This window comes from Maribacter sp. IgM3_T14_3 (genome assembly GCF_049603095.1).
In the GTDB taxonomy this organism is placed as follows: domain Bacteria; phylum Bacteroidota; class Bacteroidia; order Flavobacteriales; family Flavobacteriaceae; genus Maribacter.
In genome coordinates this window covers 3,552,517-3,569,007 of record NZ_CP187138.1, presented here as the reverse complement: position 1 = coordinate 3,569,007, position 16,491 = coordinate 3,552,517, and the positions used below count along the sequence as shown (strand labels likewise).

Here is a 16,491-nt window from a genome sequence, read left to right as displayed (position 1 = left end):
GAAAAGTAAGAATGTAATTGTTAGAATTTCCGTTAAAAACACCTTCTTAATTACCTTCTTTTCTCAATACCTGTAATGGCGGACTATTCAAGACCCCTCTACTATTCATTAAACCGATGGCAAGAACCAATAGCGTAATTCCCGGCAACACCACTAAAAATGGTACCCATGAAGGAACAAATGGAGTGTCAAAAATAAAATACGCCAGTAAAAAGCTACTTAGTAAAGAAAGTAATACTCCTACTCCGCTACCCAAAACACTAAGAAAAAAATACTCTAAAGCATTTATCTTTAATATTTGTTTACTCTGAGCACCAAGTGTTCTTAGTAAAACACTTTCACGAATTCGTTGGTATTTACTATTTCTAACAGACCCTATCAACACAATGATACCGGTAAGAATACTAAAGAAAGCCATAAAAGATATGACCCATGAAATCTTATCCAATATATCTTCAACTAACGTAACTACCTGTCTTAAATCTATGATAGATACGTTAGGGAAATTTTTCACCAACTCTCGTTGTAGATCAGCTGAAGACTTTTTATCTGGTGCATTTGTGGTAACCACATGAAACTGGGGTGCATTCTCTAATACTCCTTTAGGGAAGACTATAGAAAAATTGAGCTGCATACGTGCCCAATCTACTTGACGAATATTACCCACTACCGTAGTCATGAGTTTACCTTGAACATTGAATACTAAGGTATCACCAATAGTTACTAAAGCATCATTTGCTACATTATCCGCCAACGAAATAGGAATCACTTTGGCATTCGGGGCAATCGTAGGTATCCAATCTCCTTCCAACAACTTTTCAGAACCAATCATAGAATCTCTATACGTTGTTCTAAACTCATGGTTAAGAATCCATTTATTTACTCGGGTGGTAGTATCTAATCGAATATCATTAACCTCTCGATCTTTTATACGCTCTAAACGCATGGTAACAATCGGTATGTTATCTATGACAGGCAATCCTTTCGGAGTAATGGTGTTCGCTACAGCATCTCGTTGATCCGTCTGGACATCAAATAATATCAAATTTGGACTCTCTGCACTAGCTTCGAAGGAGGTTTTTGCAAGTAGAAAATCCTTTGTAAAATATAATGTACTGATTAAAAATGTACCAATTCCAATAGCTAAAACTAATACTACAGTTTGATTATTTGGTCGGAATAAATTCAATAAGCTTTGTCTGGCTGCAAAGCTCCAAGACTTCGGAAAGTAGCTTTTTATCAAACGCATAAAAAGAATTGACACTCCCGCTAAAATGGAAAATGTTACCAAAATTCCTGCTACGAAACTCAATGCGAAGGTCCACCTACCCAATAAATAATAAGCGAACAATAGTACAAAAAGAACGATGGCAACGACAACCCAAATTTGATAAGGTCTAGCCTTTTTACTAGTATTTTCTTGCACACGTAATACCTGTAAAGGCGAAACAAACCATGTATTTATTAATGGCGACAAGGCAAATAAAACCGACATGCAAACACCCAGCAATAAGCCGACAAATATCGCTTGAAAAGAAGTTGATATTTCTACTTGAAAAGGTAAAAACTCTTGAAGTATAAGCGGAAAAGTTTGTTGCAAAAGCAAGCCTATTACCGTACCTATGAGTCCGCCTAACAAGCCCATTCCTGCAATTTGAATCAGATAAATTAAAAACGTTTGCTTTCGTGTAGCCCCTAAACATTTAAGAACTGCAACTGCTTTTAGTTTCTCTTTTATATAGATATGCACAGAGCTGGCAATACCTACACACCCCAACAGAAGTGCAATAAAGGCTACCAAATTCAAGAACCTACCTACATTTTCATATCTGCGACCTAATCGTTCGCTAGTATCGATATGGGTATCCATGTCTGCATTTTCAGCATCTAATAATGGATCCACTTTTTTACCAAGTGCTTCTAAATCTGCCTTATCATTATTGAAATAGTAATTGTACCCCAAACGGCTACCACGCTGCAAGAGTCCGCTTTCTTCCATAAAACGAAATGGTACAATAATAGGTGGTGCAGCTATCGCACCGATACCTGTACTACCCGGTGCCGTGATCAACGATCCAACGATAGCAAAGGTGGTTGTTCCCAATTTTACACTATCGCCTGGTTTTAAATTATATTGAAGCATTGCGGTGGCATCGACCAACGCCCCGCCTTTTTCTAAATATTCTTTTGCAGCCGAGGCAGGTTCAGTTTCTAACTCACCATAAAAAGGATAATTACCTTCAATAGCGCGTACCTGCACCAATTTTGTAGCTAGACTTTTGGGGAAGGCTGCCATCGAGGCAAAATTGACCTCCCTAGCATCATAACCACCTAAAGAATCCATCAATTCAGTAACACGCTCATTTGCCGGCTGATTACTATCCATAAGAAAATCGGCACCCATGAGTGCTTTTGATTGTAACCCAATATTATCTTTAAGATTATCACTAAAAGATTGAATAGATACCACTGCTGCGATACCTAAAATAATAGATGCCATGAATAATAACAGTCGTTTACCGCTGGCTTTGCCATCTCGCCAAGCCATTTTCAACAACCAATTAAAACCGGCTTTTGGTGTTCTTTGTGTTTGATTCAAGATATAGAGGTGGTTTCGTTTATTACTATTTTACCACCCTTAAGTCGTAATACATGTTTATTCAGGTTAGCCAATTCTAGATCATGGGTAACAATTACCAATGTAGTACCCATCTCTTTGTTAAGGTCAAATAATAATTTAATGACCTTTTCGCCAGTTTCCTCGTCTAAGTTACCCGTAGGTTCATCAGCAAAAAGTATAGAAGGCTTATTAGAAAATGCTCTTGCCAAAGCAACCCGTTGCTGTTCACCACCAGATAATTGAGATGGATAATGATCATGACGATCCCCCAAACCAACTTTATTTAAAAGCTCCATAGCATCTTTAGAAGCATTGGCAGCACCCTGTAATTCTAAAGGTACACTTACATTCTCTAAAGCCGTTAATGTGGGCAGTAATTGAAAATCTTGAAAAATAAATCCCACTTTTTCATTTCTAAGCAATGCACGTTGATCTTCATTTAATGCGCTTAAATCTTCCCCACAAAGTTCAATCACTCCCTCGTTTATTTCATCTAATCCGGCACAGAGTCCTAACAATGTGGTCTTGCCACTACCTGACGGACCAACAATAGCAAAAGTGTCACCTTCTTCAATAGAAAAAGTAATATCATCAATTACTGTCAAATTTTTAGATCCGCTTGAATACGTTTTCTTTAGATTACGTACGTTTAATATCTTTGTCATAAATCATTTTGGTACAAGACAACAAAATAAACAAATGATTTTGAATCTAATCAGGTAAGACTATGTTGAAAGTATTAAAGTTTCGTTATTTTTTATTGGTGTTGTTATTCGTTGGATGTGGAGAAAGTACAGAAAAGAAAAAATCTGACACCCAAACAGAAGCTGTAAGTAGTGTTGAAAAGGAAGATATTTCTGCGGATGATAGCGTGATTTTGTTCTACGGAAACAGCCTTACCGCTGCTTATGGCTTAGATACAAAGGAAGGTTTCCCAAATAGAATTCAACAACGATTAGATTCTTTAGGCTTGGATTACAAGGTGATAAATTCCGGATTGAGCGGAGAAACTACCTCTGGAGGGTTAAATAGATTAGACTGGGTGCTAAATCAGCCGGTAGATATTTTTGTTTTGGAATTGGGCGCCAATGACGGATTGCGAGGAATACCTATTACAGAGTCTATGAATAACTTACAGGAGATGATAGATATGGTCAAAGGTAAAAATTCGGAAACTCAAATAATTTTGGCAGGTATGCAAATACCGCCAAATATGGGTGCAGATTATGCTTCTCAATTTAAGATGATGTATCCTGCATTGGCAGAATCGAATAATATACTATTGATTCCCTTTTTATTGGAAGGTGTTGCCGGTATTCCGAAATTAAACTTAGAAGATGGAATTCATCCAACTGAAGAAGGGCAGCGAATAGTAACCGAAAATGTTTGGGAAATTTTAAAAACTATCGTGTTACCTAAAGGGGGAACAGAGGTAACTGAAGAACTTGTAGAAGAATTAAACTAAGCAAAAAATACTGTTCGTACTCTTATTCTAAAAAGTAAGGCTTGTTTAACTCTTGCATTTTTGACTTTGAAAAACCTTGCAGCTGTTTGAAAACCCTGAGCGTTTACATCAGATTTTATTGTTACATCTGCCATGGGCATAACAATAGTCTGTACTTTGATGTCTGGTGACTTCGATTGTGCTTGGGACTGGGTTCCCAAACAGATAACAAGGAATAAAAAAATAATTGTACGCTTAATAAAGTAGGTGAATTTGGTTTATAGATAACCATCTACTTGTAAGTAAACGTATTTCGAATTCGATAAGAGGTACGATTTTTACGATGAAAAGTTTACTTTTCGATGTATAACTTCTTTTTGTAGTCCGTTTTCCTACAAAATAATCTTCCGCTAGACCCCGAATTTGTGCAGTTCATCGGGTTAATAAACTTTTTCTTACAAAAATTAGATATTGATAATTGGAGTGACTACAGGAAGGTAGTTTTTAAAAGAGAATTGAGGTTAGAGAATAGAATTGAGAAAATAGATTTTGGTGGTTCGTTGTCCGTTGTCCGTTGTCCGTTGTCCGTTGTCCGTTGTCCGTTGTCCGTTGTCCGTTGTCCGTTGTCCGTTGTCCGTTGTCCGTTGTCCGTTGTCCGTTGTCCGTTGTCCGTTGTCCGTTGTCCGTTGTCCGTTGTCCGTTGTCCGTTGTTCCAAATAGAAAATTTAGCAAAGCTAAATTTTCTATTTGGAACTTCTATTTTCTTACTTTGTACTTTGTACTTCGTACTTAATACTCTTCTCTTAATACTAACAAATTAAGCCATCTTAGGTTTATTCGCTTTAGTTAAGAAGTTTAAATCTCTTTTGATTCTTGAGTTTTTGAATTTGTATAATCTAGCAACTTCTAAAGTTGAAGATACCCCCAAAATTAGGACAGTAAATTAAGTTCAAAAAAAGAAACTTAAATTTACTGTAATGACACGAAGAAAATTCACATCAAAATTCAAGACTAAGGTAGTTTTAGAAGCTCTGAAAGAGCGAGATACTATTCAGGTTTTAGCTCAGAAGTTTGACATTAGCCCTCAACAGATTAATCTATGGAAACGAGAATTTGTTTCACAAGCGGAATCATTATTTGATAAGGTTAAAGCATCAAAGAAGAGCGAATTGGAACAAAAGGAAGACCACCTTTTAAAAGTTATTGGTCAACTTAAAGTGGAGAATGATTTTTTAAGCAAGGCCTTGCGATAAAACCTTTAAAAGAGCGTAGACAAATGATAAGCAAGGGTCATTCAAAACTTAGTATATCCAAACAATGCAATCTTTTATCGGTACACCGTTCAGGACTCTATTATAAACCTAAATCAGAGAGTAGTTTAAATTTAGAGCTTATGCGATTAATGGATGAGCATTACACACATTATTGTTTCAAAGGTGCCAAACGTATGCATACTTGGCTTACAATGGATAAAGGATTTAACGTTAACCATAAGCGAATAGAACGCTTGTATTACGATGTTATGGGGTTACGTGCAGTTATGCCAGGCAGGCAGACCTCAAAGAGAAACAAGGCTCATAAAACCTATCCATACCTACTCCGTAATTTGAAAGTAGAAAATCCTAATCAAGTATGGGCAACCGATATCACCTATATCCCCATGCAAAAAGGATTCATGTACTTGACGGCAATTATTGATTTGCATAGTAGGTATGTTTTAAATTGGTCTGTATCCAATACGATGGATGCACAATGGTGCGCTGATACATTACAGCAAGCAATTACACTTCATGGTAAGCCAGAAATCGTTAATACCGATCAAGGAAGTCAATATACTTCTGAAGTATTTGCAAGCACAGTGCTATCTAACGATATTAAATTGAGCATGGATGGAAAGGGAAGAGCTATTGACAATGTGTTCATAGAACGCCTGTGGAGAAGTGTTAAATACGAAAGTATTTATTTAAACCCACCCTGCTCTGGAGTCGATTTATTCAAACAATGTAAATGGTACTTTAACTACTATAATAATGAAAGAAGACATCAAGGAATAAAAAATCAAATACCTTTTAAAAGGTATTTGATTAAACAACTGAAAGCCGCGTAATTAATATAAATAGAACTTAAATTAGGCTATTTACTGTCCTAATAAGTGGGGTGTCATCAAGTAGTATTAGCTTCTACTTCATATGTTGTTTCAGTAACGATGCTCATCTCAATAGTTTCAACTTTAACTTCTTCAGTAGTGTTCTGTGCTTGTGCTGTGAAGCTTAAAAAGATGATGAAGATTGTTGCTATTATTGTTTTCATGACTTGCGTTTGTTACAATAATAGAACGCCGCAGGCCTTGTTTCACTAGGTGATGAATCGCTGAAAAAGCCCTAATTCTCGTTACTTGACATAACTTCAGATGAAGTGTAAAATCGAATCGATAAACGACAACACCGCTAAAAACACCTTACCAATAATTGAGGTTTTTAAACGATATCGGAAGAGATTGTACAGGCTCTAGAGTCAAGTTCAAAATTCAAGTTCAAGTTCAAGTTCAAGTTCAAGTTCAAGTTCAAAAAAAAAGAAAAGAGAGGAAAGAGGAAAGAGGAAAGAGGAAAGAATATAGATGTTGGTTGTTTGCTTTAACGCTTCGTGTTTTTTAGTATTAAGTAATAAGTATAAAGTACTAAGATATTACGTTAGTAATTGCTCTAGTAATTCGCTTTACTAAATACGCTATTTTCTCTTTTGCAATCTAGTCCTACCGATTTTACAATTCGTAACAAGTCTATTTTCTATACTCTATACTCTATACTCTATACTCTATTTTCTATTTTCAATATTTCCAACTTCAGACTTAATACTTCGTACTTACTACTTTGTACTTACCTCTACTTACTTTATTATAACTTTAATAGCACATTAGGATCAGGGCAGTTCTCTTTATAAAAGGATAGTTGCCCTTCAGCGCATACACCTAGGTAATCACCTATGTTACCTTCTAAATCTTGAATAATTTGAAAATGAAGGTGTGGGGCGTAGTTTACATTAATATCAGGTGTACCTAAAGTTGCGAGTACATCTCCGGCTTCAAAAGTCCTTCCTATATATAGGTCTAGTAAAGAATCTACAGCTAAGTGACCATATAAGGTATAAAAGGTAATTTCATTTAAAATGTGCTCAAGAATAATAGTTGGTCCGTAATCACCAATAGTATTATTGTTTTTAAAGCTATGAATCTTTCCGTCTAATGGCACAATGACCTTTGTACCTGCATCACACCAAAAGTCAATTCCCAAGTGAATATTACGAAAAGGTTTACTGTTAGAGGTAAAACCTTCCTTATCACTATATAGATTTCTTTGTTCTAAATATCCGCCGTAGGCAATAACACCTTGTTTATTTTCAAGCACGCCATCAATATAAGATTGACAAACGGAATATTCGGTGATATCTAAATCATTCAAATCTTCATTATATATAGATAGATCTAATGGTACATATAATTCAGATGAAATAGTGGCATCTAAAATATAGATAGTTTTTACAGCGTAAGATTCTAGGGCTTGAGCTAGTGTATTCATATCTCAAAAATATAGTATCCTTTACTATCGTTAACATTTTTTAACCATTTTCCTCGTAAGGTCTTTGTAAATTACCTACAAATTGCTAAAAGAAAATTGTTATGAAATTATTACAAATCACTTTATTGGCCTGCGCGACAATGATTGCTACCAGTTGCCAATCTAAAGTCAAAAAAAATATCATTTCTGAAAATACAGAAATGGGTGAAACACAACACGAAGAGGTTGAGGAAGAAGTAAAATTGAGTCCGCAGCAATTAAGTACATACGAAACCGCTTATTTTGCCAGCGGATGCTTTTGGTGTGTAGAGGCTATTTTTGAAAGTGTAAAGGGTGTTAAAGAAGTTGTATCTGGTTATGCTGGCGGCCAACAAAAAAACCCTACTTATGAAGAAGTTGGTTATGGTAAAACTGACCATGCAGAGGCTGTTGAAGTTTATTATGATCCAAATGAAATTTCTTTCACCCAATTGGTTCAAGTATTCTTTGGTTCTCATGACCCAACTCAATTAAATAGACAAGGTCCCGATCGTGGTAGACAATATCGCTCGATCGCTTTTTACAAGAATGAAGAGCAAAAGAAAATCATTGAAAATTATATTCAAGCACTTACTGATAAAAAAGTGTATGATAATGATCCAATTACGACAGAAGTTGTACCTTATACTATCTTTTACAAAGCAGAGTCGTATCATCAAGATTATGAAAAGAACAATCCTAACAACTCATATATAAGAAACGTTTCTATACCGAGATTAAATAGATTTAAAGAAAACTTTGGAGATTATCTAAAGAAGAGTGCCCATTAAAAGATCTCCCAAAATATTTTATATAAAAGCATCCTACCTAGGATGCTTTTTTTGTGCAACAGACTGTACAATAATTACTAAGCACATCAGTTAACCTAACCATAAGTAGGTTATTCATATTTGATTATATCTTATCGCCACTTAAATAAGTACTATTAATCTTACATAACTTTAGAAAATGGTATTTTTGAACTATAGATTCCAAACTAGTATTATGAAATGGACTATTTACCTTTTACTTCTTTTAGCCGTTATTTCATGTGCAGAAGTTAAGAACAAGAAAAATTCTCAAGCAACCCCTGTTTCTTATATTAAAGATGCCCCTACCTTAGATGGTAGAGCTATAGAAAATTATTGGAATTTACTCGATTGGAAACCAATCGACCAAAATTGGATCGGCGGCCCATTTGATCATGATGATTATAATGGCAGGTATAAAATCGCTTGGAACGAAGACGGACTCTACCTTCTTCTAGAAATAGTTGACAATACTATTTTAGATAAAACCGAAGACCCATTAAAACTTTGGTGGAACGATGACTGTGTTATTGTTTATGTAGATGAAGACAATTCTGGCGGGCAACACCGGTTTAACCATAATGCATTCACTTACCATGTAGCTTTAGATGGTAATGTGGTTGACTTAGGTGTAGACGAAAAGCCAACGCTATATAACGATCATATTACCTCTAAGCACCAAACAGAAGGTAACACCACGTATTGGGAAATGCTTGTAAAAGTGTATCCTAGTTTGTATAATGATGAGCCATCAATAAAGCCGGTTGTACTTACCGAGAATAAAAGAGTTGGTTTTGCACTCGCCTATGCAGATAATGATAGTAGTGAAGAGCGCGAGAACTTAATCGGTTCTGTATTTGTCGCAGGCGAAAATAAAAACAAGGGATGGATAGATGCCAATGTATTTGGAACCTTAAAATTGGTAAAATAATTATTGCAGCACTACCTCACTATAATCTGATGTGATTACCACAGAACGGTTGCTATTATTTTTCAAGTGATACCCTTTATGAATTGTTGTATTCCCATTCTTAGTTTCTACTATCTGTAAACCTGTTGGTAATTTTAACGTTGAAGAGTTGCCCTTTACATAAATACCGGTAGCCACTTTTGGTAATCTTAAATTAAGTTCGCCATTCTTTACGCTTACATCTAAGGCTTCAAAATCGTTGCCAATCTCTAAAATATGCACTGTACCAAAGTTGTTTTTTACAAAAGCATTTTTCAGAAGTTTATTTATAGTAACCTCTGACGAAGTGGCTTGTAATTGTAATTCAACCACCTCGGACAATGAAATTTCTTCTGAATAGGAAGTGCTTAGTTGACCGTAATTCCATTTTTTAACTGTTACCGGAGTATATGATGCAGAAACTGTAGTTTCTTTCCCGTCTATAATAGCTGCCCAAAGGCTTGAATGCGAAAGGTTCGCATTCAAGTTTTTGGTATTCTCAGCTAGTTTAACCTCACCGTGGCGTACATCCATTTTTATTCTGGTTGACTTGGGCAAGCTAATCTTTATAGTCTTTTTAATTTTAAAATTCTTTTGTTCTCCTTCATTTGAAAAGTAAAATACATTGGGTACATCTGCTCTATCTTCTCTAGAAGAACTTATAAATGTTCGAAGCTCTTCTCTTTCTTTCTCTGCATGAGCACGTTTCTCTTCTAATTCTTCTAGTCTCTGTTGTAAATCTTGATTACGTTTTTCACGTAATTCGGCTTTTTTCTCTATAAATTCAGCTCGCTCTTCATTATGCTTCTCAATTATTTTTTCACCCTTATTTGCATACTCCTCCATACGCTCAGCCCATTCTTCTAATCGTTTCTGGTGTTTTTTATCAAAACTTTTCTCAAAATTCTTTTGCCATTTTTTCATGTACTTATCTCCATCCTCTTGATACTCTTCATAATCAAATTTAAACGCATCTGTTAATGGTAGTGGTGGCATTTCTGGAAAAGGAGCTATCTGAGGTACACTTACTACAAACGATGCAATTTCAGGAACGGCTATTCGCATACCGCCGTGATTAAAGCTATTTTTAGAATCAAAACTTGTAAAAAAGTCATTATTCTTAGATTTTGAAGATATTTTAATTTCTTTGCTATTACCCATAATTTCTATTGGGCTATTCTTAAAATAGTTTTCAGCTTCTTCTTTCGAAGCTCCTTCTAGGGTAATGGTGGCTGTGATAGCCACCTCGTCTTTATCCCAAGTTTCGAATTCAATATCAGCGTAACTGGTATTGATGTTTATGACAGCGTCTTCTGCTACAATAAATCGTTCTTGAAATGTTTTACGCTCTTCTTGCGCCAAAAATGCGGTAGAAGTTAAAAGTGTACATGCAATGATGAGTTGCTTAGATACTGTTGTCAATGATCTGTTCATTTTTTGATAATTTTAATTCGGTTAACTTTCTTTTTAATTTCTGTAATAATTGTAATCGTAACTGTAAATTCTCTATTAATGCGGTTATAGTTTGGTCGTTAGGTCCTAATTCTTTTAACTCATTATTTAAAGTTTTGTATTCCAGGTTTAAATTATTGAGTTGTTCCATAAAACTATCAATCAACTCTTTAGTATCTGGCGACACTTCTAGTTTTGCCAATTCTAAATTAATATTGGCTACATAATAGCTTTCTACCTTTTTCAAATCCGGAGAAAGATCCCCGAAAGTGAATTCAGATTTATTATCCTCGTCTGGGGTAGATTCTACTACAACTGGCGAATTATCATTGTTGTCGTTCAAATACAAATACCCAAAACCAATACTAAAAAGCACTGCTATCGAAGCTGCAATTTTCAACCACATTCTAGTGGGCTTTTTTTCTTCTGGTAATGATTCTTGTAACTTCTTTAAAAATCGTTCTTCATGATCTGTTTTAATAGTATGTATTTGTTCCCGTTCTTTTTTGAACATTTCCCTAAGATCCTGTTCCATATTTATTTCCTTTTAATAGTTCTTTTAAATGACTTTTTCCTCGTGATAATCTTGTTCTGCAGGCAGATTCAGAAATTTCTAATACTTGAGCAATCTCTTGATGATCATACCCTTCTACCAAAAACATAAGCACCACGTATTTGTATTTATCCTGTAACCCATTAATAGCACATCTAACATGTTCAATGCTAATAGTAGCAGACACATTCCAATTATCATCTTCTGCAACCACTTGCATATAACCTTCGTCTAACGAAACCTCTTGATCTTTCTTTGCTTTTAAAAAATCAATACTTTGATTCACAACAATCCGCTTTAACCAAGCTCCAAAAGTTACATCACCTTTAAACTGATGTATTTTTTGAAAAGCTTTAATAAACGACTCCTGTAAAATATCTTCTGCATCATCTCCATTTTTCACAAATCGCATGGCTACAATGTACATGCCATCGCAATATTTACGATATAATTGCATTTGTGCCGTACGGTCATTTGCCTTACATTTCTCTACAATAGCGCTTTGAAACATGAATTAATTAGATTGGTTTTGGGTCGTTGTTATAATAAGGACGATATAAAAAATAGAATGTGGCAAAAATTTTTATTTTTACAGAATACTATTAAATCTTTTCATTGAAACAAGTTACAATTTCAAATGCCTATTTGACCTTAATGGTCCTTGATTATGGTGCCACCATTCAAAAATTACTTGTTAAAGGTGCAGATGGTGAGTACACTAATGTCGTGGTAGGTTATAACCACCCAAGTCGATATCGTTTAGATGATAATGTTTTAGGCGCCAGTGTTGGTCGCTATGCAGGTAGAATTTCTAATGGCGGATTTGTGATTGACAGAACTAGGTATGATTTATTTCAAGAGGATGGAGTTCACCTACATGGTGGCAAAGAAGGTTTTCATCAAAAATATTGGATCATCGACGAGGTAGACCAAAGCGATAAACCCTTCATTAAACTTACCTATGCAAGTAAGCATTTAGAGGAAGGATACCCTGGCAACTTAAACGTAAGCGTTACCTATAAATTAATGAATAACGCGTTGCAGATTATTTATGAAGGAATGACGGATAGAAGTACGGTGATCAACCTTACCAATCATTCTTATTTTAAACTAGATGCCAACCCGTACATCGATGATTATGAATTACAATTGAATTGCCCGTATCGATTAGAGACAAAAGAAAACTTACTGCCTACTGGTAATATAATACCCGTACGTAAAAGCGAAAACGATTTTCTTTTACCAAGAAAAATAGGAGTACAACGTTTAGATACCATATTTATAAAGGATGTCGGTAATGAAAAAGTTGCAGAATTACAATCGAAAACGTCTGGTATAAACATGAAAGTGTATACCAACCAACCTGCTTTGGTAGTATATACTCCTGCAGATTTTCCGGGTATATGTTTTGAGGCTCAAAATTACCCCGATGCACCAAATCAGCCAGATTTTCCTAAAAGCCTCTTAAGACCTGGTGATATCTACAACAACATTTCTATCTTTAAATTTGATTTAGGCACACCGAGTTAACATATAGTTTAGCATTTCGATTCTTTACATGAAACTATTAAAAAAGCTTATTATAGGTATTGTAGTAATCGTAGCACTCGTTTATCTAGTAGCTATACCTTACATACATAGTGAAGCCAAAAAATTCAGTCCTTCAAAAACAGCTCTTTTAGATTTAAAAGGCAGCGAGTTAGAGGTAGATTATTCTAGTCCGTCAAAAAAGGGACGTGTTATTTTCGGAGAATTGGTACCCTTCGGTAAAATATGGCGTACAGGTGCTAATGAACCCACCACTTTTACCACTACCCAGGCAATACATATTATAGACAAGACACTGCCACCGGGCAAATATTCGCTTTGGACAATACCTAATAAAGATAGCTGGCAGGTAATCTTTAATACTAAAATACCCGATTGGGGCGTAACCCGCGTAGATGGTAACCAAACCACGCACGAAAGTAAACATGATTACTTAATGGTTGAGGTACCGGTAAAAAAATTAGAAGAACCCGTTGAAGACTTAGCGATACAATTTGAGATTGTTATAGAAAATCAGCAAACACTAGACTTTTTAAGTTTAGCTTGGGATTCTACCAAAATTATGGTTCCTATTTACAAATAGTACCTTTATGCAAAACTTGCATATTTTAAGTTGTTACAATGAATTTAGCTAAACTTACTACATCAGATTTTCTTGAAGGCATCTATGCCAATAACGTCGCTATTGTAAGTAAAGCCATTACTATTGTAGAAAGCACAAAACCTGAGCACCGTATAATCGCTAATGAGATTATTGCCGGCTGTATTGCCAAAAAACATGATACTATAAGAATCGGAATAACCGGTGTACCCGGGGCAGGCAAAAGTACTTTTATAGAACAATTTGGTGGTATGATTACAGACTTAGGTAAAAAAGTGGCAGTACTTACCGTAGATCCTTCTAGCAGCAGAACAAAAGGGAGTATTTTGGGTGATAAGACACGTATGGAAGAGTTGGTCAAAAACCCCAATGCCTATATTCGACCTTCAGCTTCGGGTTCTTCTTTGGGTGGTGTTACCCGAAAAACTAGAGAAAGTATTCTTATACTAGAAGCCGCGGGTTTTAATTGCACTTTAATAGAAACTATTGGTGTTGGGCAAAGCGAGACGGCAGTTCATGACATGGTAGATTTCTTTCTATTATTAAAATTAGCTGGTGCAGGCGATGAACTACAAGGCATAAAAAGAGGCATTATTGAAATGGCCGATGCAATTGTCATTACAAAAGCTGATGGAGATAATATAAAACGAACAGATTTTGCGAGAATGGAATTCACCCGCGCATTACATATGTTTCCGCCGAAGGAAAATGGCTGGACTCCTGAAGTGCTGACTTGCTCCGCCATTGAAAATAGAGGCCTAGATAAAATTTGGCAATTGATAGCTAATTACTGTGATAGCATGAAAGCATCCGGATTTTTCTTAACTAATCGACAACAACAAAATGAAAATTGGCTTATTCAATATCTAGAACAAGAATTATTGTCCGAATTTTATCACCATCCGAAGACCAAAGAAATGCTACCTCAATTGAAAAAAGAAGTTATTGCGGGTCATACATCACCATTTTTAGCTGCTGAAAAACTATTGAAAGTCTTAAAAACGAGCTAAACGGTTATCGATGTTACTACGATTCGAGTACATCTTCTTTAGTATAAAAAACATAACTTTGCATCGATTTCAAAAACAACCCAATGCAACCTGTTACCACTTCTCTACTTTCGGTCGTTGTTCCTTTATATAACGAGCAAGACAACGCGGCTCTTCTTACACAGAAAATCCACGAAAGCTTGGTTGGCTACAATTATCAAATTATTTACATCGATGATTTCTCGACCGATAATACCAAAAAAGTAGTAAAAGCACTTAAAGATGATAAGGTTCATTTAATCGAATTGAAGAAGAATTATGGTCAGAGTCTAGCATTGGCTGCAGGTTTTGATTATGCTGAAGGAGAGTATATTATTACGATGGATGGTGATTTGCAAAACGACCCATCAGATATTCCTCAAATGCTGAGCTATGCCGTTAGCGGTGAATTTGATGTTGTAACCGGTATTCGTCAAAAAAGGAAGGATTCTTTAGTTAAAAAAATTCCCTCTAAAATCGCCAACTTCTTGGTTAGGCGCGTTACCAAATTAGATATTAAGGACAATGGTTGTGCCTTAAAAGTTTTTACCCGAGATATTGCCAAAGATTTAAACTTATACGGCGAAATGCATCGGTTTATTACCCTATTGGCATTTCTTGAAGGTGGTCAAATTAAGCAAGTACCGGTAAAACACCATGCACGCCATGCAGGGGTTTCTAAATACGGATTAGAGCGCGTTTTCAAAGTAGTGGCAGATATGATGCTATTACTTTTTATTCGTAAATACTTTCAACGCCCAATTCACCTTTTCGGTATCTCTGGTTCTTTAATGATTATGGCAGGTGTTTTTATTAACATTTATCTTATGATCATAAAGTTCGGTTTTGGGAAAGATATTGGCACAAGACCTTTATTGACAGTAGGTATGATGTTCATTTTTGCTGGTATTCAATTATTTACAATAGGTATCGTAATGGAGTTATTAATTCGTACTTATTATGAATCTCAGAACAAAAGACCGTACCGCATTAAAAAAATAAGCGTAGGTGGCGAAGTTAAATAAGAAAGTAACTACCACATTAAAAGTCCTTATCAGTGCTGTTTTAATTTATTTCATTTTTACAAAAATCGATGTAACTGAGATAAAAGACATCTTGATAAAGAGCAATCCGCTTTACTTATTATTAGCTACTTTTTTATTTATAATTTCTAAGTTTCTTGGGGCAATACGCCTAAATCTATACTTTCATCAACTTAAAATTATGCTTACCAATAAGAGTAATTTTGAGCTGTACTTATTGGGTATGTTCTACAACCTATTTTTACCCGGCGGTATTGGTGGCGATGCATACAAAGGTTACATTCTAAAGAAAACCTTTGACATAAAGACTAAAAAAATAGTTAGCGTATTAGTATTAGACAGATTAGGTGGGCTATTATTACTGTTCATTTATGCCTGTAGCCTTCTTGCATTTCTTAAAATAGAATTACTAGATGGTTATCGGTGGATGTTCATTGTGGCCATACCACTATCGGTCATTGTATTTTGGCTATTAAATAAGAAGTTCTTCAATTTTGTATTACCCATTTTTTGGAAATCGACCGCATTATCTGCGTTGGTGCAATTGGCACAGTTAATTTGTATTTGGTTTATTTTGCTTGCCCTGAACATTGAAATGAATCAGATTTCATATCTCATCATATTCTTAATCTCATCTATAGTAGCGGTAGTACCTTTAACTTTAGGTGGCATTGGTAGCCGAGAAGTAACTTTCTACTATGGCGCTAAGCTCTTAGGTCTAGATCAAAGTATTTCGGTAGGTATTAGTGTGTTGTTCTTTTTAATTACCGCCTTAGTTTCGCTTATTGGCGCTTGGTATCACTTTAAAAAGGTAAAATTAGAACTGGCACAAATGACTACTCAATAACCAA

At 35.4% G+C, this 16,491-nt stretch carries 18 protein-coding genes; 10 read left to right on the top strand and 8 right to left on the bottom strand.

Going from position 1 to position 16,491, the window contains the following annotated elements:
• Nucleotides 1-46 precede the first annotated feature (46 nt).
• Entirely contained in the window at nucleotides 47-2,548 is a 2,502-nt protein-coding gene (locus ACPF9A_RS15995; protein WP_424004499.1) for an ABC transporter permease, read from the bottom strand.
• A 47-nt stretch (nucleotides 2,549-2,595) separates the two neighbouring features.
• Nucleotides 2,596-3,285, bottom strand: a complete 690-nt coding sequence (locus tag ACPF9A_RS15990) for an ABC transporter ATP-binding protein (RefSeq protein ID WP_423998472.1) — start codon at nucleotides 3,283-3,285, stop codon at nucleotides 2,596-2,598.
• A gap of 62 nt (nucleotides 3,286-3,347) precedes the next feature.
• Here ACPF9A_RS15990 and ACPF9A_RS15985 point away from each other — a divergent pair, with 62 nt between their 5' ends.
• Nucleotides 3,348-4,085, top strand: a complete 738-nt coding sequence (locus ACPF9A_RS15985) for an arylesterase (RefSeq protein ID WP_423998471.1) — start codon at nucleotides 3,348-3,350, stop codon at nucleotides 4,083-4,085.
• Between the two features lie 500 nt (nucleotides 4,086-4,585).
• Here ACPF9A_RS15985 and ACPF9A_RS15980 read toward each other — a convergent pair whose 3' ends face one another.
• Complete coding sequence (locus ACPF9A_RS15980) at nucleotides 4,586-4,780, bottom strand: hypothetical protein (RefSeq protein WP_423998470.1); 195 nt, start codon at nucleotides 4,778-4,780, stop codon at nucleotides 4,586-4,588.
• A gap of 261 nt (nucleotides 4,781-5,041) precedes the next feature.
• On the opposite strand from ACPF9A_RS15980, the gene ACPF9A_RS15975 reads away from it, so the two are divergent.
• Entirely contained in the window at nucleotides 5,042-5,317 is a 276-nt protein-coding gene (locus ACPF9A_RS15975; protein ID WP_423998469.1) for a transposase, read from the top strand.
• Nucleotides 5,314-6,171, top strand: a complete 858-nt coding sequence (locus ACPF9A_RS15970) for an IS3 family transposase (protein WP_424004390.1) — start codon at nucleotides 5,314-5,316, stop codon at nucleotides 6,169-6,171. Before ACPF9A_RS15975 ends, ACPF9A_RS15970 begins: the two co-directional genes overlap by 4 nt.
• 56 nt (nucleotides 6,172-6,227) lie before the next feature.
• Here ACPF9A_RS15970 and ACPF9A_RS15965 read toward each other — a convergent pair whose 3' ends face one another.
• A complete protein-coding gene (locus tag ACPF9A_RS15965; protein ID WP_423998468.1) occupies nucleotides 6,228-6,374 on the bottom strand; it encodes a hypothetical protein in 147 nt (48 codons plus the stop codon).
• Between the two features lie 584 nt (nucleotides 6,375-6,958).
• Nucleotides 6,959-7,639 carry a peptidoglycan DD-metalloendopeptidase family protein gene (locus ACPF9A_RS15960; RefSeq protein WP_423998467.1) on the bottom strand — a complete coding sequence of 227 codons (681 nt, stop codon included), beginning with the start codon at nucleotides 7,637-7,639 and terminating at the stop codon, nucleotides 6,959-6,961.
• Between the two features lie 101 nt (nucleotides 7,640-7,740).
• On the opposite strand from ACPF9A_RS15960, the gene msrA reads away from it, so the two are divergent.
• Both msrA and ACPF9A_RS15950 read left to right on the top strand, forming a co-directional pair.
• Complete coding sequence (gene msrA / locus ACPF9A_RS15955; protein WP_423998466.1) at nucleotides 7,741-8,448, top strand: peptide-methionine (S)-S-oxide reductase MsrA; 708 nt, start codon at nucleotides 7,741-7,743, stop codon at nucleotides 8,446-8,448.
• A gap of 214 nt (nucleotides 8,449-8,662) precedes the next feature.
• Nucleotides 8,663-9,397: a sugar-binding protein gene (locus ACPF9A_RS15950; RefSeq protein ID WP_423998465.1), complete on the top strand. Its 735-nt coding sequence runs from the start codon at nucleotides 8,663-8,665 to the stop codon at nucleotides 9,395-9,397.
• On the opposite strand, the gene ACPF9A_RS15945 is transcribed toward ACPF9A_RS15950, so the two are convergent.
• Genes ACPF9A_RS15945 through ACPF9A_RS15935 form a run of 3 tightly spaced genes read right to left on the bottom strand, consistent with a single transcriptional unit; the run spans nucleotide 9,398 to nucleotide 11,931 of the window.
• Nucleotides 9,398-10,849, bottom strand: a complete 1,452-nt coding sequence (locus ACPF9A_RS15945; protein ID WP_423998464.1) for a hypothetical protein — start codon at nucleotides 10,847-10,849, stop codon at nucleotides 9,398-9,400.
• Nucleotides 10,821-11,402: a hypothetical protein gene (locus tag ACPF9A_RS15940; RefSeq protein ID WP_423998463.1), complete on the bottom strand. Its 582-nt coding sequence runs from the start codon at nucleotides 11,400-11,402 to the stop codon at nucleotides 10,821-10,823. The genes ACPF9A_RS15945 and ACPF9A_RS15940 overlap by 29 nt, the downstream gene beginning before the upstream one ends.
• Nucleotides 11,386-11,931 carry an RNA polymerase sigma factor gene (locus ACPF9A_RS15935; protein WP_423998462.1) on the bottom strand — a complete coding sequence of 182 codons (546 nt, stop codon included), beginning with the start codon at nucleotides 11,929-11,931 and terminating at the stop codon, nucleotides 11,386-11,388. The genes ACPF9A_RS15940 and ACPF9A_RS15935 overlap by 17 nt, the downstream gene beginning before the upstream one ends.
• 104 nt (nucleotides 11,932-12,035) lie before the next feature.
• Between ACPF9A_RS15935 and ACPF9A_RS15930 the strand changes: the two genes are divergently transcribed.
• The 5 genes from ACPF9A_RS15930 to ACPF9A_RS15910 all read left to right on the top strand — a co-directional run bounded on the left by ACPF9A_RS15930 (nucleotide 12,036) and on the right by ACPF9A_RS15910 (nucleotide 16,487).
• Entirely contained in the window at nucleotides 12,036-12,950 is a 915-nt protein-coding gene (locus ACPF9A_RS15930; RefSeq protein WP_423998461.1) for an aldose epimerase family protein, read from the top strand.
• Between the two features lie 28 nt (nucleotides 12,951-12,978).
• A complete protein-coding gene (locus ACPF9A_RS15925; protein ID WP_423998460.1) occupies nucleotides 12,979-13,551 on the top strand; it encodes a DUF2911 domain-containing protein in 573 nt (190 codons plus the stop codon).
• Between the two features lie 38 nt (nucleotides 13,552-13,589).
• On the top strand, nucleotides 13,590-14,579 hold the full coding sequence (meaB, locus tag ACPF9A_RS15920; RefSeq protein WP_423998459.1) for a methylmalonyl Co-A mutase-associated GTPase MeaB: 990 nt from the start codon (nucleotides 13,590-13,592) through the stop codon (nucleotides 14,577-14,579).
• Nucleotides 14,580-14,662: 83 nt separating this feature from the next.
• Nucleotides 14,663-15,622 carry a glycosyltransferase family 2 protein gene (locus ACPF9A_RS15915; RefSeq protein WP_423998458.1) on the top strand — a complete coding sequence of 320 codons (960 nt, stop codon included), beginning with the start codon at nucleotides 14,663-14,665 and terminating at the stop codon, nucleotides 15,620-15,622.
• Entirely contained in the window at nucleotides 15,606-16,487 is an 882-nt protein-coding gene (locus ACPF9A_RS15910) for a lysylphosphatidylglycerol synthase transmembrane domain-containing protein (protein WP_423998457.1), read from the top strand. The genes ACPF9A_RS15915 and ACPF9A_RS15910 overlap by 17 nt, the downstream gene beginning before the upstream one ends.
• Nucleotides 16,488-16,491: the final 4 nt, after the last annotated feature.

Bases quoted from the DNA above. Each gene is read 5' to 3' on its own strand.
- ACPF9A_RS15985 (WP_423998471.1), top strand. From the start codon at position 3,348: ATGTTGAAAGTATTAAAGTTTCGTTATTTTTTATTGGTGTTGTTATTC.
- ACPF9A_RS15990 (WP_423998472.1), bottom strand. From the start codon at position 3,285: ATGACAAAGATATTAAACGTACGTAATCTAAAGAAAACGTATTCAAGC.
- meaB (WP_423998459.1), top strand. From the start codon at position 13,590: ATGAATTTAGCTAAACTTACTACATCAGATTTTCTTGAAGGCATCTAT.
- ACPF9A_RS15995 (WP_424004499.1), bottom strand. From the start codon at position 2,548: ATGGCTTGGCGAGATGGCAAAGCCAGCGGTAAACGACTGTTATTATTC.
- ACPF9A_RS15925 (WP_423998460.1), top strand. From the start codon at position 12,979: ATGAAACTATTAAAAAAGCTTATTATAGGTATTGTAGTAATCGTAGCA.
- ACPF9A_RS15975 (WP_423998469.1), top strand. From the start codon at position 5,042: ATGACACGAAGAAAATTCACATCAAAATTCAAGACTAAGGTAGTTTTA.
- ACPF9A_RS15960 (WP_423998467.1), bottom strand. From the start codon at position 7,639: ATGAATACACTAGCTCAAGCCCTAGAATCTTACGCTGTAAAAACTATC.
- ACPF9A_RS15935 (WP_423998462.1), bottom strand. From the start codon at position 11,931: ATGTTTCAAAGCGCTATTGTAGAGAAATGTAAGGCAAATGACCGTACG.
- ACPF9A_RS15950 (WP_423998465.1), top strand. From the start codon at position 8,663: ATGAAATGGACTATTTACCTTTTACTTCTTTTAGCCGTTATTTCATGT.
- ACPF9A_RS15945 (WP_423998464.1), bottom strand. From the start codon at position 10,849: ATGAACAGATCATTGACAACAGTATCTAAGCAACTCATCATTGCATGT.
- ACPF9A_RS15965 (WP_423998468.1), bottom strand. From the start codon at position 6,374: ATGAAAACAATAATAGCAACAATCTTCATCATCTTTTTAAGCTTCACA.
- ACPF9A_RS15940 (WP_423998463.1), bottom strand. From the start codon at position 11,402: ATGGAACAGGATCTTAGGGAAATGTTCAAAAAAGAACGGGAACAAATA.
- ACPF9A_RS15915 (WP_423998458.1), top strand. From the start codon at position 14,663: ATGCAACCTGTTACCACTTCTCTACTTTCGGTCGTTGTTCCTTTATAT.
- msrA (WP_423998466.1), top strand. From the start codon at position 7,741: ATGAAATTATTACAAATCACTTTATTGGCCTGCGCGACAATGATTGCT.